The organism is Streptomyces sp. NPDC051105, from assembly GCF_040682795.1.
Classification (GTDB): domain Bacteria; phylum Actinomycetota; class Actinomycetes; order Streptomycetales; family Streptomycetaceae; genus Streptomyces.
In genome coordinates this window covers 37,874-58,062 of sequence record NZ_JBFBBR010000004.1, presented here as the reverse complement: position 1 = coordinate 58,062, position 20,189 = coordinate 37,874, and the positions used below count along the sequence as shown (strand labels likewise).

Annotated in this window: 18 protein-coding genes; 11 read left to right on the top strand and 7 right to left on the bottom strand. The window is 70.3% G+C overall.

Annotation, left to right across the window (positions count from 1 at the left end; all coding sequences use genetic code 11):
• Positions 1-22 precede the first annotated feature (22 nt).
• The gene (locus tag AB0N16_RS11070) at positions 23-235 is read left to right on the top strand and encodes a hypothetical protein (protein WP_365795325.1); all 213 of its coding nucleotides are present in this window, start codon (positions 23-25) and stop codon (positions 233-235) included.
• 42 nt (positions 236-277) lie between these two features.
• Here the strand turns inward: AB0N16_RS11070 and AB0N16_RS11065 are convergent, their stop codons facing one another.
• The 3 genes from AB0N16_RS11065 to AB0N16_RS11055 all read right to left on the bottom strand — a co-directional run bounded on the left by AB0N16_RS11065 (position 278) and on the right by AB0N16_RS11055 (position 2,809).
• Positions 278-1,357 carry a trypsin-like peptidase domain-containing protein gene (locus tag AB0N16_RS11065; RefSeq protein ID WP_365795323.1) on the bottom strand — a complete coding sequence of 360 codons (1,080 nt, stop codon included), beginning with the start codon at positions 1,355-1,357 and terminating at the stop codon, positions 278-280.
• A gap of 70 nt (positions 1,358-1,427) precedes the next feature.
• Positions 1,428-2,129 (bottom strand): methyltransferase domain-containing protein, encoded by a 702-nt coding sequence (locus AB0N16_RS11060; RefSeq protein WP_365795321.1) that lies wholly within the window; start codon positions 2,127-2,129, stop codon positions 1,428-1,430.
• 83 nt (positions 2,130-2,212) lie between these two features.
• Positions 2,213-2,809: a DUF3043 domain-containing protein gene (locus AB0N16_RS11055; RefSeq protein ID WP_365795319.1), complete on the bottom strand. Its 597-nt coding sequence runs from the start codon at positions 2,807-2,809 to the stop codon at positions 2,213-2,215.
• Positions 2,810-3,140: 331 nt separating this feature from the next.
• On the opposite strand from AB0N16_RS11055, the gene AB0N16_RS11050 reads away from it, so the two are divergent.
• The 5 genes from AB0N16_RS11050 (at position 3,141) to AB0N16_RS11030 (ending at position 9,639) form a co-directional block, all read left to right on the top strand.
• Positions 3,141-3,932: a PspA/IM30 family protein gene (locus AB0N16_RS11050; RefSeq protein ID WP_351712800.1), complete on the top strand. Its 792-nt coding sequence runs from the start codon at positions 3,141-3,143 to the stop codon at positions 3,930-3,932.
• A 28-nt stretch (positions 3,933-3,960) separates the two neighbouring features.
• Complete coding sequence (locus AB0N16_RS11045; RefSeq protein ID WP_365796171.1) at positions 3,961-4,239, top strand: hypothetical protein; 279 nt, start codon at positions 3,961-3,963, stop codon at positions 4,237-4,239.
• Between the two features lie 147 nt (positions 4,240-4,386).
• On the top strand, positions 4,387-5,631 hold the full coding sequence (locus AB0N16_RS11040) for a sensor histidine kinase (protein ID WP_365795317.1): 1,245 nt from the start codon (positions 4,387-4,389) through the stop codon (positions 5,629-5,631).
• A complete protein-coding gene (locus tag AB0N16_RS11035) occupies positions 5,628-6,311 on the top strand; it encodes a response regulator transcription factor (protein WP_365795315.1) in 684 nt (227 codons plus the stop codon). Before AB0N16_RS11040 ends, AB0N16_RS11035 begins: the two co-directional genes overlap by 4 nt.
• A 214-nt stretch (positions 6,312-6,525) precedes the next feature.
• Positions 6,526-9,639, top strand: coding sequence for an efflux RND transporter permease subunit (locus tag AB0N16_RS11030; RefSeq protein WP_365795313.1), 3,114 nt, complete (start codon positions 6,526-6,528; stop codon positions 9,637-9,639).
• 134 nt (positions 9,640-9,773) lie between these two features.
• Here AB0N16_RS11030 and nadA read toward each other — a convergent pair whose 3' ends face one another.
• The gene (gene nadA / locus AB0N16_RS11025) at positions 9,774-10,958 is read right to left on the bottom strand and encodes a quinolinate synthase NadA (protein WP_365795311.1); all 1,185 of its coding nucleotides are present in this window, start codon (positions 10,956-10,958) and stop codon (positions 9,774-9,776) included.
• 321 nt (positions 10,959-11,279) lie between these two features.
• On the opposite strand from nadA, the gene AB0N16_RS11020 reads away from it, so the two are divergent.
• A complete protein-coding gene (locus AB0N16_RS11020; protein WP_030951236.1) occupies positions 11,280-11,636 on the top strand; it encodes an iron-sulfur cluster assembly accessory protein in 357 nt (118 codons plus the stop codon).
• A 65-nt stretch (positions 11,637-11,701) separates the two neighbouring features.
• Here AB0N16_RS11020 and AB0N16_RS11015 read toward each other — a convergent pair whose 3' ends face one another.
• Positions 11,702-13,159: a hypothetical protein gene (locus AB0N16_RS11015; protein WP_365796169.1), complete on the bottom strand. Its 1,458-nt coding sequence runs from the start codon at positions 13,157-13,159 to the stop codon at positions 11,702-11,704.
• 719 nt (positions 13,160-13,878) lie between these two features.
• Entirely contained in the window at positions 13,879-14,088 is a 210-nt protein-coding gene (locus tag AB0N16_RS11010) for a hypothetical protein (RefSeq protein ID WP_093503947.1), read from the bottom strand.
• Positions 14,089-14,273: 185 nt separating this feature from the next.
• Here AB0N16_RS11010 and AB0N16_RS11005 point away from each other — a divergent pair, with 185 nt between their 5' ends.
• Positions 14,274-15,248, top strand: coding sequence for a carbohydrate kinase family protein (locus AB0N16_RS11005; RefSeq protein WP_365795308.1), 975 nt, complete (start codon positions 14,274-14,276; stop codon positions 15,246-15,248).
• A 91-nt stretch (positions 15,249-15,339) separates the two neighbouring features.
• Here the strand turns inward: AB0N16_RS11005 and AB0N16_RS11000 are convergent, their stop codons facing one another.
• A complete protein-coding gene (locus tag AB0N16_RS11000; protein WP_365795306.1) occupies positions 15,340-16,719 on the bottom strand; it encodes an aminotransferase class V-fold PLP-dependent enzyme in 1,380 nt (459 codons plus the stop codon).
• Positions 16,720-17,045: 326 nt separating this feature from the next.
• On the opposite strand from AB0N16_RS11000, the gene coxB reads away from it, so the two are divergent.
• Genes coxB through AB0N16_RS10985 form a run of 3 tightly spaced genes read left to right on the top strand, consistent with a single transcriptional unit; the run spans position 17,046 to position 20,133 of the window.
• A complete protein-coding gene (coxB, locus tag AB0N16_RS10995; RefSeq protein WP_365795304.1) occupies positions 17,046-18,008 on the top strand; it encodes a cytochrome c oxidase subunit II in 963 nt (320 codons plus the stop codon).
• Positions 18,005-19,738, top strand: coding sequence for a cytochrome c oxidase subunit I (gene ctaD, locus AB0N16_RS10990; RefSeq protein WP_365795302.1), 1,734 nt, complete (start codon positions 18,005-18,007; stop codon positions 19,736-19,738). Before coxB ends, ctaD begins: the two co-directional genes overlap by 4 nt.
• Complete coding sequence (locus tag AB0N16_RS10985; RefSeq protein WP_046727399.1) at positions 19,735-20,133, top strand: cytochrome c oxidase subunit 4; 399 nt, start codon at positions 19,735-19,737, stop codon at positions 20,131-20,133. The genes ctaD and AB0N16_RS10985 overlap by 4 nt, the downstream gene beginning before the upstream one ends.
• Positions 20,134-20,189 lie beyond the last annotated feature (56 nt).

Below are 20,189 nucleotides of genomic sequence, written 5' to 3'. Positions count from 1 at the left end.
AGTTGGATCAAAGGAGGCCTACATGGCGGCATGGACGTGGCGGTTCGAGAAGGCCGACGGGACGGAGGTCCAGCCGGCGGTGGAGCCCGAGGAGTTCACCACCCAGGGCGACGCCGAGTCCTGGATCGGCGAGCAGTGGAAGGACCTGTTGGCCGGCGGCGCCGACCAGGTGCGGCTCTTCGAGGACGCCACCGAGATCTACGGCCCGATGAGCCTGCACGCGGACGGGTCCTGAGAGGTGCCGGTCAGGGGTGGCCCTCCACGGGCCGCCCCGCCGTCACTGCTCGCCCAGCGTCACGTCCACGGTCCGCTCGACGTCGTTCCGGCTGTACGTCACCGTCGTCTTCTGTCCCGGCCGGTCCACGGCGAGCGACTCGGCCAGTGAGGTGATGGTGGTGATGTCGTCGTCACCCACTTTGGTGATGATGTCGCCGGGCCGGATGCCCGCCTTGTCGGCCGCGTCCCCCGGCTTCACGGTCACGACGGCCACTCCGGCGGGCTGGTAGTTCACGTCGACGACCGTGCGCCCGCTGATGCCGAGCGCGGCCCGCCCCGAGTCGACCACCTTGCCCTGCTTGATGATCTGGTCGGCGACCGTCTTCACCATCGACCCCGGGATGGCGAACCCGATCCCGGGCGCCGCGCTGCCGCCCAGGTCGGGGTCGCTCGCGGCGAGCGTCGGGATGCCGATGACCTGGCCGTTCAGATTGACCAGGGCGCCGCCGCTGTTGCCGGGGTTGATGGCGGCCGAGGTCTGCACCATGTTCGGGATGGTCGCGCCGGTGCCGCCGCCCTCCTGGTTCTCGCTGACGGTCCGTCCGGTCGCCGACACGATGCCCTCGGTGACGCTGGACGACAGCCCGAGGGGCGAGCCCATGGCGAGCGTGATCTGCCCGACCTCGACCTTCTCGGTGTCCCCGAAGGTGGCCGCCTTCAGACCGTCGGGAACCTTGTCGAGCCTGATGACCGCCAGGTCCTGCTCGGGGTAGGAGTAGACGAGTGTCGCGGTGAGCGGTTCCTCGTTGTTCGCGGTCGTCACCTTGAACTTCTTCTCGCCCTGGACGACGTGCGCGTTGGTGACGATGTGCCCGTTGCCGTCGTAGACCACGCCGGAGCCCAGGTCGCTGCTGGCCTGGATCTGCACGACCGACGGCAGGACGTCCTTGATCACCTTCTGGTACTGGTTCTGCAGATCGGCCGCCGCCACGGGAACGGCCGCCACCTGGGCGGCCCGGGTGGTCGAGCCGTCCTCGGCCGTGTCGCCGCCGAAGGCGGAGCAGCCGGAGACGAGGGCGAGACAGCAGGAGCCGAGCGCGGCGGCCGTCCGGAAGGTCCGACGGGTACGGGAAGCGTCCATGCCCCCGAGTCTCGTGGCGGGGCGCCGGTCCGGCTCGTACTGCTGACCCGAACGAGCAGCACGCGGCGGTTCAGCCGCGGACCCCGCACAGATGCAGCAGCGCCGCGACCGCCCGGTACGGATCCGTCCGCCCGGCCCGCTCCTCCGCCGCCAGCAGCGTCTCCAGGCCGGCGGGCGGTTCGGCACCGTCCGCGGCCGTGTCCGTGAACACCCGTACGCCGTACCAGGAGTGCAGTGGCGCACCGATGCCGGCGAGTGCGGCGGTGAGGGTGGTCAGCCGGTCGGCCCGTACCTCCAGGCCCAGCCGGTTGCGGTAGGAGCAGGTGTCGAAGGCACCCATCGCCCCCGCCCAGTCCCCGCTCAGCCCCGGCCGCATGGCCAGCGCGTCGGCGTTGCGCACCAGCAGCGACAGCAGTCCGCCCGGGGCCAGCATCCGGGCCAGCCCGGCCAGCAGCGCGTCCGGCTCCTCGACGTACATCAGCACCCCGTGGCAGAGCACCACGTCGAAGCTGCCCGGCAGGAAGTGGACGCCCGTGTCCCGGCCGTCCCCCTCGACGATCCGCACCCGCTCGCGGATGCCCTCCGGCTCACCGGCCAGGGCCTCCCGCGCGGCCGCGATCATCGTCGGCTCCCGCTCGATGCCGGTCACCTGGTGCCCGGCCCGGGCCAGCCGCAGCGCCTGCGTGCCCTGGCCCATCCCCACGTCGAGCACCCGCAGCCGCTGCCCGACCGGGAACCGCCCGGCTATCTGCTCGTCGAGCTGCCGGGCCACCAGCTCCTGTCGTACGACATCACGCAGACCACCCAGCCCGGTCAGCCAGGCCTCCGCCGCACCCCCGGAGAAAGGCTCTGTGCTCAGGGCCGCTCTCCGCGCTTGACCTGCGGCTTGGGCAACCGGAGCCGGCGCATCTGGAGGGAGCGCATCAGACCGTAGGCGACGGCGCCCTTCTTGTTCTGGTCCGGGAAGCGCTCGCCCAGCCGCTTGCGCAGCCGCAGGCCGCTCACCGCCGCGTCGAGGACGATCAGCACGATCACGACCAGCCACAGCAGCAGCGCGATGTTCTTGATCGCCGCGTTGTTGACCACGCTCATCACGAGGATGATCACGGCCAGCGGCAGGAAGAACTCCGCCACGTTGAAACGCGAGTCGACCCAGTCGCGGGCGAACTTGCGGACCGGGCCCTTGTCACGGGCCGGCAGGTACCGCTCGTCGCCGGTGGCCAGCGCCTGGCGCTGCCGCTCCATGGCGGCACGCCGGTCGTCCCGCTGACGCTTGGCGGCGTCCTTGCGGTTGGTCGGCGTGCTGGCCACGCTGCGGCGCTGGGTCTGGGCCTCACTGCGCTTGGGCGTGGGCCTGCCCTTGGGCGCCTGCGGGTGACGGGTCTGCTTGGAGTCGGTCACCGCCGCCTTGTCGGCGGGGCCCTTCTCTTCCTTGGCACGGCTACGGAACACAAAGCCCAAGGGTACGGGGTAATCAGGAGGTGCGGGGCCGCAGGCCCCTCAAAATAAGGGTGGCGGTGGGCGACGGGCGGGTGTGGGCCGTAGTCCGGCGGGGAACGATCCCGCAACGTCAGTCGTCTCCAGAAGGGACAGAGGGGACGTTGCAGACGGTTCGCTCGGGGGAGCACCTACTACCTGTGCCGGAGTGGAACTGTCCGCAGTCGTCCTTGGGGATGAGCGCATCGGTCCCCGAACAGTGCGGTAATGGAGGCAGGGCCCGTACTGTGGGTTCTGTCGCAGGATCTGTGAGCTGGAGTCCGTCAGAAGGGGGCGCGCGAAGCCCATGAGCGGTGTCATGAAGCGTATGGGGATGATCTTCCGCGCGAAGGCGAACAAGGCCCTGGACAGGGCCGAGGACCCGCGCGAGACCCTCGACTACTCGTACCAGAAGCAGCTTGAGCTGCTCCAGAAGGTGCGTCGCGGGGTGGCCGACGTCGCCACCTCCCGCAAGCGGCTCGAACTCCAGCTGAACCAGCTCCAGCAGCAGTCCACCAAGCTGGAGGATCAGGGCCGCAAGGCGCTCGCGCTCGGCCGCGAGGACCTCGCCCGCGAGGCGCTGTCCCGCCGCGCCGCCCTCCAGCAGCAGGTGACCGACCTGGAGACCCAGCACGCCACCCTCCAGGGCGAGGAGGAGAAGCTCACCCTCGCGGCCCAGCGCCTCCAGGCCAAGGTGGACGCCTTCCGTACGAAGAAGGAGACCATCAAGGCCACCTACACCGCCGCCCAGGCCCAGACCCGTATCGGCGAGGCCTTCTCCGGCATCTCCGAGGAGATGGGCGACGTCGGCCTCGCCATCCAGCGCGCCGAGGACAAGACGCAGCAGCTCCAGGCCCGCGCCGGCGCCATCGACGAACTGCTCGCCTCCGGTGCCCTCGACGACCCGACCGGCATGGCCAAGGACGACATCGCCGCCGAGCTGGACCGCCTCTCGGGTGGTACGGATGTAGAGCTGGAGCTGCAGCGCATGAAGGCCGAGCTCGCCGGCGGTTCACCCCAGCAGGCGATCGAGGGCGGCACCGGCCAGGGCCAGCAGTCGCAGCAGCCGCAGGACACCCCGCGCTTCGACAAGCAGTAGCCGACGCCTGGAGGGCGACATGGCCGACATGGTCGTAAGGATCATGGGGGAGGGCCAGGTGAGGCTGGCCGACAGCCACCTCACCGAACTGAACAAGCTGGACGACGACCTCCTGACGGAGACGGAGTCCGGCGACGAGGCGGCCTTCCGCCGCACCCTGGCCGCCCTCCTGGACAAGGTCCGAGAACTCGGCACCCCCCTCCCGGACGACGCCCTGGAACCCTCGGACCTGATCCTCCCCTCCCCGGACGCCACCCTGGAGGAGGTCCGGGCACTGCTGAGGGACGACGGCCTGATCCCGGGCTGACCCTCCACCATCCAGCCCGTCCGGCGTTCGAGGACGAGGCCGTGCCGGCCTAGGCGGGGTCTGGGGGCGCAGCCCCCGGGGGCGGTGCCGTGCGGCGGCCCGAACCGACGGTTCCGGCCCGCACGAACCAGCCGTACTGTTCAGACCGTGAGCCCCTTCGAGAGAGCCCGCTGCAGAGTCGGCGCCCATCCACTCGCCGTGGACGCGGTCATCGCCGCGGGCGCCCTCGTGTGCATGGTCGTCAGCTCTTTCGCCGTCCCGCACGGCGCGCACGGCGTCGCCTGGGGAATCCGCGCCCCGGACCCCCTCAGCCTGGTCCTGATGACGCTCGCCGCCGCCGCCCTGGTCTTCCGCCGGCACGCCCCGAAGACCGTCCTGGCCGTCACCGGCGCGGCCTCCGTCGTCGAGTGCGTCACCGGCGACCCCCGCGCCCCCGTCGCGATGGCGGCCGTCGTCGCCCTCTTCACCGTCGCCGCCACCACCGACCGCCGTACCACCCTGCGGGCCGGCCTGCTCACCATGACCGTGCTGACCACCGCCGCGATGGCCGCGGGCCCCCTCCCGTGGTACGCCCAGGAGAACCTCGCGATCTTCGCCTGGACCGGCATCGGCGCCACCGCCGGGGACGCGGTGCGCAGCCGGCGGGCCGTCGTCCAGGCCATCCGGGAGCGCGCCGAACGCGCCGAGCGGACCCGCGAGGAGGAGGCCCGCCGCCGGGTCGCCGAGGAGCGCCTGCGCATCGCACGTGACCTGCACGACGTCGTCGCCCACCACATCGCCCTGGTCAACGTGCAGGCGGGCGTGGCCGCACACGTCATGGACAAGCGGCCCGACCAGGCCAAGGAGGCCCTCGCCCACGTCCGCGAGGCCAGCCGCTCCGCGCTCAACGAACTGCGCGCCACCGTCGGCCTGCTCCGGCAGTCCGGCGACCCCGAGGCCCCCACCGAACCCGCCCCCGGCCTGCACCGCCTCGAAGAGCTCGCCGACACCTTCCGCAACGCCGGCCTCCAGGTCGAGGTGGCCCGCGCCGACCAGGGCACCACCCTGCCCGCCGCCGTGGACCTCGCCGCCTACCGGATCATCCAGGAAGCCCTGACCAACGTGCGGAAGCACGCCGGACGCGAGGCCAAGGCCGAGGTCAGCGTCGTACGCGTCGGACCGCACATCGAGGTCACCGTCCTCGACAACGGCTCCGGCGAGGACACCGCCCCCGAGGCCGGCGGCGGCCACGGCCTGCTCGGCATGCGCGAGCGCGTCACCGCCCTGCGCGGCACCCTCACCACCGGCCCCCGCTACGGCGGCGGCTTCCGGGTCCATGCGATCCTGCCGGTCAAGACCGACACCGACGACCGTACGAACCACCGAGCGGCCGCCCTGGGGGATTCCGCATGACGATCCGTGTCCTGCTCGCCGACGACCAGGCCCTGCTGCGCAGCGCGTTCCGCATACTCGTCGACTCCGAGCCCGACATGGAGGTGGTCGGCGAGGCCTCCGACGGCGCCGAGGCGGTGCGGCTGGCCGGGGAGACCCGGGCCGACGTCGTCCTGATGGACATCCGGATGCCGGGCACGGACGGACTGGCCGCCACCCGGCTGATCAGCCAGGACCCGTCCCTGGACCGGGTCCGGGTGGTCATACTGACCACCTTCGAGGTCGACGACTACGTCGTGCAGGCGCTGCGCGCCGGCGCCTCCGGCTTTCTCGGCAAGGGCAGCGAACCCGAGGAGCTCCTGAGCGCCATCCGGGTCGCCGCCGGCGGCGAGGCGCTGCTCTCCCCGACCGCCACCAAGGGGCTGATCGCCCGCTTCCTCGCCCAGGGCGACGCCGGGGGCGACGGCCTCGACCCGGCCCGCGCCGAGCGGCTCGACGCGCTCACCTCACGCGAGCGCGAGGTTCTGGTCCAGGTCGCCGGCGGACACTCCAACGACGAGATCGCCGAGCGCCTGGAGGTCAGCCCACTGACCGTGAAGACGCACGTCAACCGGGCCATGGCCAAGCTGGGCGCCCGGGACCGGGCACAGCTCGTGGTGATCGCGTACGAGTCGGGGCTGGTCCGTCCGAGGATGGAGTGACCTCCACCCGGGCGTACTGCGGCGGGAGTAGGAGCCGGATAAAGGAACGGCACCCAGGACTTACGTGAGCGGGGTGGCGCATGGGTCAGGGTGGTGGCGTGGGCGCTCACAGGTGCCCCCTGTGCCGTACCTCCGCCGCTCATTCGCCGCTCACAGCAGCCCCGCTCACCAGCGGCTCCGCTCACAGCAGCTCATCGAAAAGAGACCCTGACCCATGTCCTGGCTGTCCCGATTCAGCCTCGCGCAGCGGGCCCTGATAGGCCTCATGTCATTGATCGCGCTCGCCTTCGGGGCGATCGCCATCCCCCAGATCAAGCAGCAGCTGCTGCCCACCATCTCCCTGCCCATGGTGTCGGTCATCGCCCCCTACCAGGGAGCGGCCCCCGACGTCGTCGAGAAGCAGGTCATCGAGCCGGTCGAGAACAACCTCGAAGGCGTCGACGGGATCACCGGCGTCACCTCCACCGCGAGCGAGGGCAACGCCGTGATCATGGCGTCCTTCGACTATGGCAGCGACACCAAGCAGCTGGTGGCCGACGTCCAGCTGGCCGTCAACCGCGCCCAGCTCCCGGACGGCGTCGACCCGCAGGTCATCTCCGGCTCCACGGACGACATGCCGACCGTGGTCCTCGCCGTCTCCTCAGGCCAGGACCAGCAGGCCCTCGCCGACCAGCTCGACAAGACGGTCGTCCCGGACCTGAAGGACATCGACGGCGTCGGCCGCGTCCAGGTCACCGGCGTGCGGGACCTCCAGGTCACCGTCACCCCGAGCCAGGCGAAGCTGGCCCAGGCGGGTCTCACCCCGGCCGTGGTCGCCCAGACGCTCCAGGCGGCCGGCGCGACCGTGCCGGCGGGCTCCTTCGACGAGGACGGCGCCAACCGCACCGTGCAGGTCGGCGGCGGACTCACCTCGCTGGGGCAGATCAAGAACCTGATGGTCACCGGACAGGGCGTCGAGAAGCCCGTGCGGCTCGGTGACGTGGCCTCGGTCAGGGAGCAGGAGGCCCCGGCGGACTCGATCACCCGCACCGACGGCCGCCCCAGCCTCGCCGTGAACGTCACCATGGACCACGACGGCAGCGCGGTCTCCATCTCGAACGCGGTCAAGGACAAGCTGCCGAAGCTGCGTCAGGACCTCGGCTCCGGCGCCACCCTCACGGTCGTCAGCGACCAGGGCCCGGCGGTCTCCAAGTCCATCAAGGGCCTGACCACCGAGGGCGCCCTCGGCCTGGTCTTCGCGGTCCTGGTCATCCTGGTCTTCCTGGCCTCGATCCGCTCGACGCTGGTGACGGCGGTCTCCATCCCGCTGTCGGTGGTCCTCGCGCTCATCGTCCTGTGGACCCGCGGCCTCTCCCTCAACATGCTCACCCTCGGCGCGCTCACCATCGCCATCGGCCGGGTCGTCGACGACTCGATCGTGGTCCTGGAGAACATCAAGCGCCACCTCGGCTACGGCGAGGAGCGCCAGGCCGCCATCCTCGGCGCGGTCCGCGAGGTGGCCGGCGCGGTCACCTCCTCCACCCTCACCACGGTCGCCGTCTTCCTGCCGATCGGCCTGGTCGGCGGCATGGTGGGCGCCCTGTTCGGCTCGTTCAGCATCACCGTGACGGCCGCGCTGCTGGCCTCCCTGCTGGTCTCGCTGACGGTCGTACCGGTGCTGTCGTACTGGTTCCTGCGCGCCCCGAAGGGCACCCCCGAGGACGCCGCAAAGGCCCGCCGCGAGGCCGAGGCGAAGGAGGCCGACAGCCGGCTCCAGCGCGCCTACGTCCCCGTCCTGCGCTTCGCGACCCGGCGCCGCCTCACCAGCGTGCTGATCGCGATCGTGGTCCTGGTCCTCACGTTCGGCATGTCCGGGCTGCTGAAGACCAACTTCTTCGACCAGGGCGACCAGGAGGTCCTCACCGTCAAGCAGGAGCTGAAGCCGGGCACCAGCCTGGCGGTGACCGACGCGCAGGCGAAGAAGGTCGAGAAGCTACTCGCCTCCGTCGACGGTGTGAAGGACTACCAGGTCACGGTCGGCTCGTCCGGATTCATGGCGGCCTTCGGCGGCGGCACGGACACCAACCAGGCGTCGTACTCGGTCATGCTGGACGACTCGAAGTCGTACGACCGGGTGCAGAACGCCATCGAGGACGGCCTGCGCAAACTGTCCGGCATCGGTACGACCACCGTGTCGGCCGGTGACGGCTTCGGCAGCCAGGACCTCAGCGTCGTCGTGAAGGCGGCCGACGGGAACGTGCTGCGCACGGCCTCCGAGCAGGTCCGGGCCGCCGTCGCCCAGCTGGACGACGTCACCGACGTCACCAGCGACCTCTCGCAGAGCGTGCCGCGCATCTCGGTGAAGGCCAACTCCAAGGCGGCGGCGGCCGGGTTCGACGACCAGACGCTGGGCGCCGCCGTCACCCAGGCGGTCAAGGGCACCACGGCCGCGAAGGCGGTCCTCGACGACACCGAGCGGGACGTCGTCGTGAAGTCGGCGAAGCCGGCCGAGACCCTCGCACAGCTGCGCGCCCTCAAGCTGGGCCCGGTGAAGCTGGGCGACATCGCCACCGTGAAGCTGGTGGACGGTCCGGTGTCGATGACCCGGATCGACGGCCGGCGCGCCGCGACCGTCTCCGCGAAGCCGACCGGTGACAACACCGGCGCGGTCAGCAGCCAACTCCAGTCCAAGATCAAGGCGTTGAAGCTCCCGGCGGGCGCGACGGCCTCGATCGGCGGTGTCACCTCGGACCAGGACAGCGCGTTCAGGAACCTGGGCCTTGCGATGCTCGCGGCGATCGCGATCGTCTTCATGGTGCTGGTCGGGACCTTCCGGTCGCTGGTCCAGCCGCTGATCCTGCTGGTCTCCATCCCGTTCGCGGCGACCGGCGCGATCGGCCTGCTGATCGTCACCGGCACCCCGATGGGCGTCCCCGCGATGATCGGCATGCTGATGCTGATCGGCATCGTGGTGACCAACGCGATCGTGCTGATCGACCTCATCAACCAGTACCGGCGCCAGGGTCACGGCGTGGTCGAAGCGGTGATCGAGGGCGGCCGGCACCGGCTCCGCCCGATCCTGATGACCGCCCTGGCGACCATCTTCGCCCTCCTGCCGATGGCGCTCGGCGTCACCGGCGAGGGCGGCTTCATCGCCCAGCCGCTGGCGGTGGTCGTGATCGGCGGTCTGATCACCTCCACGCTGCTCACCCTGCTGCTGGTGCCGACGCTGTACGCGATGCTCGAACTCCGCAAGGAGCGCCGGGCGCGCAAGCGCGCGGCGAAGAAGGGGCAGGGCCCCACGGAACCGGCGCGGCCCGCCGCGGAACCGGAGCCCGCGGCCGTGTGACGGTCCCACGCCCGTCCGGACAGTCCTATGACCGCAGGACGGTCCTGTGAACGACGGCCGGTTCCCGGTGCCCCGGGAACCGGCCGTCGGCGTGTTGCCGGTTCCGCATGCTGTCGGCTCGAACTGTCATGCGGCTACGGCAGCGCCAGCATCCGCTCCAGCGCCAGCTTGGCGAACGCCTCGGTCTCCTTGTCGACCTCGATCCGGTTGACCAGGTTGCCCTCGGCCAGCGACTCCAGGGTCCAGACCAGGTGGGGGAGGTCGATGCGGTTCATGGTCGAGCAGAAACAGACCGTCTTGTCGAGGAAGACGATCTCCTTGCCCTCGGGAGCGAAACGGTTCGCCAGGCGCCGGACCAGGTTCAGCTCGGTGCCGATCGCCCACTTGGAGCCGGCCGGGGCGGCCTCCAGGGCCTTGATGATGTACTCGGTCGAACCGACGTAGTCCGCCGCCGACACGACCTCGTGCTTGCACTCGGGGTGGACGAGGACGTTCACGCCGGGGATGCGCTCGCGGACGTCGTTCACCGAGTCCAGCGAGAAGCGGCCGTGGACCGAGCAGTGACCGCGCCACAGGATCATCTTGGCGTCGCGCAGCTGCTCCGGGGTGAGGCCGCCGTTCGGCTTGTGGGGGTTGTAGAGGACGCAGTCCTCCAGGCTCATCCCCAGGTCGCGGACGGCGGTATTGCGTCCGAGGTGCTGGTCGGGGAGGAAAAGGACCTTCTCCCCCTGTTCGAACGCCCACTCCAGGGCCCGCTGGGCGTTGGACGAGGTGCAGATGGTGCCGCCGTGCTTGCCCGTGAACGCCTTGATGTCCGCGGACGAGTTCATGTACGAGACGGGGACGACCTGCTCGGCTATCCCCGCCTCCGTCAGCACGTCCCAGCACTCGGCGACCTGCTCGGCCGTCGCCATGTCGGCCATCGAGCAGCCGGCAGCCAGGTCGGGAAGGACCACCTTCTGGTCGTCCGAGGTCAGGATGTCGGCGGACTCGGCCATGAAGTGCACACCGCAGAAGACGATGTACTCGGCCTCCGGGCGGGCGGCCGCGTCCCGGGCCAGCTTGAAGGAGTCGCCCGTGACATCGGCGAACTGGATGACCTCGTCGCGCTGGTAGTGGTGGCCGAGTACGAAGACCTTGTCGCCGAGCCTCTCCTTGGCGGCGCGGGCGCGCGCGACCAGGTCCGGGTCGGACGGCGAGGGCAGGTCACCGGGACACTCGACGCCCCGCTCGCTCTTCGGGTCGGCCTCACGGCCGAGCAGCAGCAGGGCGAGCGGAGACGGCTGTACGTCGAGCTCCGTGGTCTGGGCGGTGGTCACGGCACGCACCCTTTCTACTTTTCGTCGTTCTGACGTTATCTATCATAACCGCTTCATGTCACTTTGACGACGGCCATTGTGTCGATGTGACGTGAATCCCGGAGCCGTACGGGAGGCTTGCGCCGGGGTGACCTTGGAGTGGTGGCGGGGTGGTCGGCAGGCCGCTGTGCGTGACTTCGGGCGTGTGCGAGCATGGATACGTAGACGAAGGCGCGAGAACGCGAAAACGCCAGAACGCGAACGCCGGCCCGGAATGAAACAGCGGACCCGCCGGTTGCACTCGTCGGCAAGCAGTCTCCGTACAACCCGGGAGAGATGTAGATGTCCGTATCGGACGAGACCAGCACCGCCACCGACGGCATCATCCTCAGTGACGCCGCCGCGGCCAAGGTCAAGGCCCTGCTCGACCAGGAAGGCCGCGACGACCTCGCCCTGCGTGTCGCCGTCCAGCCCGGTGGCTGCTCCGGCCTGCGCTACCAGCTGTTCTTCGACGAGCGTTCCCTCGACGGAGACGTGGTCAAGGACTTCGGCGGTGTCAAGGTGGTCACCGACCGCATGAGCGCTCCCTACCTCGGCGGCGCGTCGATCGACTTCGTCGACACCATCGAGAAGCAGGGCTTCACGATCGACAACCCGAACGCGACCGGCTCCTGCGCCTGCGGCGACTCCTTCAGCTGAGCCGGCCGGCACAGCAGAGCGAAGGCGGCGGTCCCTCACGGAGGGGCCGCCGCCTTCGTGTGTCCTCAGCCCACCTGCGGGTCGAGGGTGATCGCCTTCTCCTTCGGAACCGCCGTGCCGTCCGTGCCGACCACCTTCCGGCCGTCCAGCGGCGCGTCGAGATGCACCGTCTGGTGGTACTGCTTGGCGATCAGGATGCAGATCTTGTCCGGCCAGGGCGTCTCGGTCACCTTGACCACCACCTGCTCCGAGCCCTCGTCCGCGGAGGCCTTGTAGTCGGCGCACACCCCGCCGGTGAAGGCCACGGTCAGCTCGCTGCCGTCGGCCGTGTAGCCGTCCACCTTCACGTCCCTCGGGGTCCCCGGCGAGGAACTCGGCGTCGGCGAGGCCGCGGAGGCCAGGTACTTCGGGTCCACCGCCGGATAGGTGACGGTGTACGAGTCCGCCGCGCCGCGCACCTCGAACAGCCAGGACGGCACCAGCGCCTGCCGGCCGCCGACGGACTGCGCGGCCAGCCCGAACACCGCGTTGTCGATCAGGGCCGAGGCGGCCGGGGAAACGGACGACGTCGAGGCGGAGCACGGCTGCTCCAGCCGGTCCTTCAGCGGTACGGAACTGGCGCAGCCGCCGATGCCCATCCGGTGGTCGGAGCGGGGCGCCGCGTTCAGCAGGCCCAGCGTCTTCCCGGCGCTCAGCACCGGGTACGTGTCGCCCTTGGCCGGCGTCGCCAGCATGCCGTTGCCGCCGACGACCTCGCCCTGCTTGCTGACGGTCAGCCCGGTCGTCCAGCCGTACGTCGGCAGCCCGCCCACCACGGGATCGGCGTTCACCGCCCGCTGGGCGCCCATGACCTGGCTCGTGTCGAGCTTGGCGTCGTCCTGGCCGAGCGCCTTCAGAACCGGCGCCGCCGCCTTCTCCGCGACCGAGACGCTCACCGGGTCCCCGGCCGGCGCCGCCGGGTCCTGGGCGCATACGAGGCCGCTCTTGCAGTTGTCGGTGCCGGGCGCGTAGCGACTGTACGTCCAGATGCCCGGGGCGGCCCTGTTCACCTGGAGACTCCCGCCGGAGCCGTCGTTGTCGGTGCCGACCTTCCACACCCCGCCCTCGGCGACCGGCGTCCCGTCGACCCCGAGCGCCTTCGCCAGCGCGGCCACCCGGTCCCTGGAGACCTCACCGGTCGGCTGGTACACGGCGGCCGAGCCGGGCCCGTCGGGGAGCGTTCCGCCTGCCTTGTAGGTCACGCCGTAGGGGTTGGGCTCACCCGCGGCTATCCCGTTGCCCCCGGAGGAGTAACCGTCCAGGGCGAGCGGCGGGGGAGTGGAACCACCGGAGGCACCGGTCCCGGTCCCGGTCCCGGTCCCGGTACCGCCGCCGGAGCCGCCGCTCGCGGCGAGAAAGGCCCCACCGCCACCGATCAGCAGCACGGCGGCCGCCACGGAGGCGATGACAGCGGGGGACCGCCGCCGGGCCGGGCGACCGGCCTCGCCCCCGAAGACCGCACCGACACCGGAGAGCGAGGCCACCTCGGACTCGGGGGCCGCCTCTGAGTCGGGGATTTCCTGCGACTGGGCCGTGCCCGTGGTGGGGGTCTCCTGCGCCTGCGGGGCCCTGTCCGGGCCGGAGGACTCCGGCGACTCCGGGGCCGGGGCCGGGGCGGGGGTTCCCGGCGACGCCGGGGCCGGGGTCTCTTGCGGATTCCGGGCAGTTTCCGGCCTCGGGCTCTCGTCCCGGGCGGGATCCCCGTCCGCGGAGGGGGCCACGGCCGGATGGGGGCTTCCTGCGGGCTCGGAGTCCTTCTCCGCGGCGGGGGACGCTGCCGGCTCCGGGGCCGCATCCGGCTCGGGAGCCTCGGCCTCGGCGCGGGCCGCGGTCGGCGCGGGGCTCGCCGCGGGCTCGGGGGCCGTCTCCGCGGCAGGGGGTGCTGCCGGCTCCGGGGTTCCTTCCGGGGCCGGGGCCGTTTCCGGCTCCGCAGGGGTCCTGTCCTGTGCCGGGCGTGCGGGGCTTTCGGCGGGCTCCCCGCTGGGGCGGCCGTCGGGCTCCGCCGCTTTCGGCGACTCCGTGGTCTGCCGGGCCTCGGGGGGTTCCCCAGTGGTGCCGGCGGCCGCGTCGTCGTCGTTCTCGGGTCGCTCGCTCTTCACCGCATCGCTCCTTGCCGCGTGTCGTATCCCGCCTCCCCTTCACGGGGGACGGCGATGGGACGCGGGAGGGGAGCGCGCGGTTCCCTGGAAACGCGCCGGGCGGCTCAGTCGCCGTAGTCGGACATCGCGTCCAGCAGCCTGGCGGACTTCTTCGGCACGGTCACCCCGTGGATGAGTGACGGCGGCACCGGCCGGGCGTCGCTGTGATCGGGAACCGCCCAGTGCGGGGCCATCCGCGCGCAGTCACCGCGCAGCGACGCCAGGTCGCCGTCGAGGTCGGCCGGAGCGGGGGCGTGGACCTTGAGGTTCGTCATGCCCGAACGGTATGCACGTCGGACGCCGCGAAGAAAGATCTACTATCGGGTAGTTTTGGCACCTTCAGGGCGCGCCTGTCGACCCGGTAGCGTTAACTGGCAATCACGCCCGCCCGTCTCCCGCCACCGCCCTTCCAACGAGCGCTACCGCGCGCCCCTTCTTTTCCCTCAGGAGAGTCCCAGCCGTGCGCATCGCAGTCACCGGCTCCATCGCCACCGACCACCTCATGACCTTCCCCGGCCGCTTCGCCGACCAGTTCGTCGCGGACCAGTTGCACACGGTCTCGCTGTCCTTCCTGGTCGACAACCTGGACGTACGCCGGGGCGGCGTCGGCGCGAACATCGCGTTCGGCATGGGACAGCTCGGCACCCGGCCGGTCCTGGTGGGCGCGGCGGGCTTCGACTTCGACGAGTACCGGGCCTGGCTCGACCGGCACGGCGTCGACACGGACTCCGTCCGCATCTCCGAGACCCTGCACACCGCGCGTTTCGTGTGCACGACCGACGCCGACCACAACCAGATCGGCTCCTTCTACACGGGCGCGATGAGCGAGGCCCGCCTGATCGAGCTGAAGACCGTCGCCGACCGGGTGGGCGGCCTCGATCTGGTCCTCATCGGCGCGGACGACCCCGAGGGCATGCTCCGCCACACGGAGGAGTGCCGCGCCCGCGCCATCCCCTTCGCCGCCGACTTCTCCCAGCAGATCGCCCGGATGAACGGCGACGAGATCCGGATACTGCTGGACGGCGCGACGTACCTCTTCTCCAACGAGTACGAGAAGGGGCTGATCGAGACCAAGACCGGCTGGAGCGACGAGGAGATCCTCGGGAAGGTCGGCCACCGCGTCACCACGCTGGGCGCCCGCGGGGTGCGGATCGAGAAGGCCGGCGAGGAGGCCATCGAGGTCGGCTGCCCCGACGAGGAGCGCAAGGCCGACCCGACGGGCGTCGGCGACGCGTTCCGCGCGGGGTTCCTCTCGGGCCTGGCGTGGGGGGTCTCGCTGGAGCGGGCGGCCCAGGTGGGCTGCATGCTCGCGACCCTCGTCATCGAGACGGTGGGCACGCAGGAGTACCAGCTGCGTCGTGGGCACTTCATGGAGCGGTTCACGAAGGCGTACGGGGACGAGGCCGCGGAAGAGGTTCGGGGCCACCTGGTCTGAGTCTCGGGGCGGGGGCGGGGCGTGGGGGCTGGTCGCGCACACGTGGCGGCAGCCGCGGATCGGCACAGCCCCGCGCCCCTGACGGGGCGCCTCAGCTGATCCGGCGGACCAAGTACGCCGTTCCTCTTTCCGCCTTCTCCTCGCCCTCGTACTCCTGGCCCCGCATCTCGCACCACGCGGGGATGTCGAGTCGTGCGGCCTCGTCGTCGGACAGGACCCGCACCCTGCCGCCCACCGGCACGCTGCCGATGACCTTCGCCAACTCGATGACCGGGATCGGGCACCGCTTCCCGAGCGAGTCCACGATCACTTCCTCCGCCTGCTGCGCGGTCGCCGTCGGCAGCGGGGCGCCCAACTTCTCCCGCACCCCGGCCACCACCCCCGGCAACACCTCCAGGAACCGCTCCACATCCGTCTCCGTCGCCCCCGCCGGCAGCGACACCCGCACGTTCCCCTCGCTCAGCACCCCCATCGCCCTCAGCACATGGCTGGGCGTCAGCGTGCTGCTCGTGCAGGACGACCCGGACGACACGGAGAAGCCCTCACGGTCGAGTTCATGGAGCAGGGTCTCTCCGTCGACATAGAGACAGGAGAAGGTGACGATGCCCGGCAGGCGCCGGTCCGCGTCCCCCACCACCTCCACGTCCGGCACCAACTCCGGCACTCGCGCCCGGATCCGCGCCGTCAGCTCCCGCAGCCGTAGTGCCTCCTGCTCGGCCTCCGCCCGGACGGCCCGCAGTGACGCGGCCGCCGCGACGATCGCCGGCAGGTTCTCGAAACCGGGCGAACGCCCCGACTCCCGCTCGTCCGAAGCCCCTTGGGTGGCGAACCGCACCCCTTTGCGTACGACCAGCAGCCCGACCCCGCTCGGCCCGCCCCACTTGTGCGCACTCGCCGTCAGCAACGACCAGTCGCCCTCCACCCGCCCCCATCCCAGCGACTGCGCCGCGTCCACCAGCAACGGCACTCCGGCCGCCCGGCACACCTCGGCCACCGCCGCCACCGGCTGCACGGTCCCCACTTCGTGGTTGGCCGACTGGAGGCACGCGAGTGCGGTGTCCGCGCGGAAGGCGGCGGCGTACGACTCGACGTCCACCGCGCCGGTCCGCCGCACCGGCACCTGCGTCACCTCTCCGCCCTCGGCCTCGAACACCTCGGCGGAATGGAGCACCGAGGAGTGTTCGACGGCTGACACGATCAGGTGACGTCCGGTGCGACGGCGACCGGCCAGCGCCCCCGCGACACCCGTATGGACGGAGCGGGTTCCGGACGAGGTGAAGACCAGTTCGTCCGCCCGGCACCCAACCGCCTCGGCGGCCGCCTCCCGGGCGGCGTCCAGCAGCAAGCGGGCCTTCCGCCCCTCGCGGTAGAGGCGCGAGGGGTCCGCCCACCCGTCGTCGAGCGAGGCCGACAACGCCTGGCGGGCAACAGGATGGAGGGGAGCGGCGGACGCGGCGTCAAAGTAGGACACACGGCAACGTTAAAGCGTCCTCGAGTGCGGCGAAGCCAGGGGCGCGGGGCTGTGCCGATACGCGGCTCCGCGGCGCGGGCGCGACAGGCCACGTCGCACCCGCACTCGCCACACAAACCGCGACAACCCGAGCTATTGGGCGCCCGTTCCCACCCCAACCGAGTGACAGGCGACGCGTATGCCCCCCTCCCCGCGAACCCCCGAATCGCGTCGGCTAGGGTTTGGTCCGCATAAACATCCAAACCCCTGCCCGACGCAGGGCGGCGACCGACCAGCGAGAAGGCCGCAGCCGAACAGCGCGGGCGAGACTCTCGGGAAGGCGCTACGTGAGTCCCAACGGCTCCGACCGCTCGCCGCGGCGCCCGATGCGGCGGAAGCTGCTGCAGGCAATGACCGCGGGCCTGGTCCTTGCGACCGCTACCGGTTGCACATACAAGGACTTCCCCCGCCTTGGTATGCCCACCCCGACCACGGAAGAGGCTCCGCGGATCCTCTCCCTGTGGCAGGGTTCCTGGGCCGCCGCGCTCGCCGTCGGCGTGCTGGTGTGGGGTCTGATCATCTGGAGCGCCATCTTCCACCGGCGCAGCCGCACCAAGATCGAGGTTCCGGCCCAGACCCGGTACAACATGCCGATCGAGGCGCTGTACACGGTGGTTCCGCTCATCATCGTCTCGGTGTTGTTCTACTTCACCGCGCGTGACGAGACGAAGCTTCTCAGCCTCACCGACAAGAAGCCCGACGTCACGGTCAACGTGGTCGGCTTCCAGTGGAGCTGGGGCTTCAACTACATCACGCCCGTCGACGGTGTCACCGGCGACGCGAAGACCGACGCGAACCTGGACGCCATTCCGAACCGGTTCAAGGACGCGTTCCCGGCCAACGCCGGTGGCGTCTACGACGTCGGTACGCCGGGCACCAAGAACCCGCAGACCGGCAACCCCGGTCCGACGCTCTGGCTGCCCAAGGGTGAGACCGTCCGCTTCGTCCTCACCTCGCGTGACGTCATCCACTCCTTCTGGGTGGTGCCGTTCCTGATGAAGATGGACGTCATCCCGGGCCACACCAACGCGTTCCAGGTGACTCCCAATCAGGAGGGCACCTTCCTCGGCAAGTGTGCCGAGCTCTGCGGCGTCGACCACTCCCGGATGCTGTTCAACGTGAAGGTCGTCTCGCCTGAGCGCTACCAGCAGCACCTCAAGGACCTCGTCAAGAAGGGGCAGACCGGTTACATTCCCGCCGGCATCGCGCAGACGAGCCACGAGAAGAACCGGGAGACGAACAACCTGTGAGCATCCTCAACGAACCCCAGGGTGCCGCGGCTGAAGGCTCGTACGCTGACGAGCTGCCGGTCAGGCGCAAGCAGCCCGGCAATGTCGTGGTGAAGTGGCTGACGACCACCGACCACAAGACCATCGGAACGCTCTATCTGGTCACGTCGTTCGCGTTCTTCCTGATCGGCGGTGTGATGGCGCTGCTGATGCGCGCCGAGCTCGCTCGCCCCGGTCTGCAGATCATGTCGAACGAGCAGTTCAACCAGGCGTTCACGATGCACGGCACGATCATGCTGCTGATGTTCGCGACGCCGCTGTTCGCCGGCTTCACGAACTGGATCATGCCGCTCCAGATCGGCGCGCCGGACGTCGCGTTCCCGCGGCTGAACATGTTCGCCTACTGGCTCTACCTGTTCGGCTCGACCATCGCGGTCGGCGGCTTCCTCACCCCGCAGGGCGCGGCCGACTTCGGCTGGTTCGCCTACTCCCCGCTGTCGGACGCGGTCCGCTCGCCGGGCATCGGCGCCGACATGTGGATCATGGGTCTGGCCTTCTCCGGCTTCGGCACCATCCTCGGCGCGGTCAACTTCATCACCACGATCATCTGCATGCGTGCGCCGGGCATGACCATGTTCCGCATGCCGATCTTCGTGTGGAACGTGCTGCTGACCGCCGTCCTGGTCCTGCTCGCCTTCCCCGTCCTCGCCGCCGCGCTGTTCGCGCTGGAGGCGGATCGGAAATTCGGGGCACATGTCTTCGACGCGGCAAACGGCGGAGCCTTGCTCTGGCAACACCTCTTCTGGTTCTTCGGCCATCCAGAGGTGTACATCATCGCCCTGCCGTTCTTCGGCATCATCTCCGAGGTCATCCCGGTCTTCTCCCGTAAGCCGATGTTCGGCTACATGGGCCTGATCGCGGCGACCATCGCGATCGCCGGTCTCTCCGTGACGGTGTGGGCCCACCACATGTACGTCACCGGCGGTGTGCTGCTGCCGTTCTTCTCCTTCATGACGTTCCTCATCGCCGTACCGACCGGCGTGAAGTTCTTCAACTGGATCGGCACGATGTGGAAGGGGTCACTGAGCTTCGAGACCCCGATGCTCTGGGCCACCGGCTTCCTGATCACCTTCACCTTCGGTGGTCTGACCGGTGTCATCCTGGCCTCGCCGCCGATGGACTTCCACGTCTCCGACTCGTACTTCGTGGTGGCTCACTTCCACTACGTGGTCTTCGGTACGGTCGTCTTCGCGATGTTCTCCGGCTTCCACTTCTGGTGGCCGAAGATGACGGGCAAGATGCTCGACGAGCGGCTCGGGAAGATCACCTTCTGGACGCTGTTCATCGGCTTCCACGGCACCTTCCTGGTCCAGCACTGGCTGGGCGCCGAGGGCATGCCACGCCGGTACGCCGACTACCTGGCACAGGACGGCTTCACCACGCTGAACACGATCTCGTCGATCAGCTCCTTCCTGCTCGGCCTGTCGATCCTGCCGTTCCTCTACAACGTGTGGAAGACGGCCAAGTACGGCAAGAAGGTCGAGGTCGACGACCCGTGGGGCTACGGCCGTTCGCTGGAGTGGGCGACCTCCTGCCCGCCGCCGCGGCACAACTTCGTCACCCTGCCGCGGATCCGCAGCGAATCCCCGGCGTTCGACCTGCATCACCCTGAGATCGCCGCGCTGGAGCAGCTGGAGCACGGTCACGCCGCGGCCGCCGCTGTCGCGGGCAGCAAGGAGGCCGGCAAGTGAAGATCCAGGGCCGCATGTTCGTGTGGCTGAGCGTCTTCGTCCTCGCCATGGCGATCGTCTATGGCGTGTGGTCGAAGGAAGCGGCCGGTACCACGGCGCTCTTCATGGCCTTCGGCCTGTGCATCATGATCGGCTTCTACCTGGGCTTCACGGCCTCGCGGGTGGACGCCGGTGCCCAGGACAACAAGGAGGCCGACGTCGCGGACGAGGCCGGCGAGGTGGGCTTCTTCAGCCCGCACAGCTGGCAGCCGCTCGCCCTCGGTGTCGGCGGCGCGCTGGCCTTCCTCGGTGTCGCGGTCGGCTGGTGGCTGCTGTACTTCTCGGCGCCCATCATCATGATCGGCCTCTTCGGCTGGGTATTCGAGTACTACCGCGGTGAGAACCGCACCCAGTAAGCACGCGCCGAGCGCACCGGGAGCCCGGACCCTCTGCCAGGAGGGTCCGGGCTCCC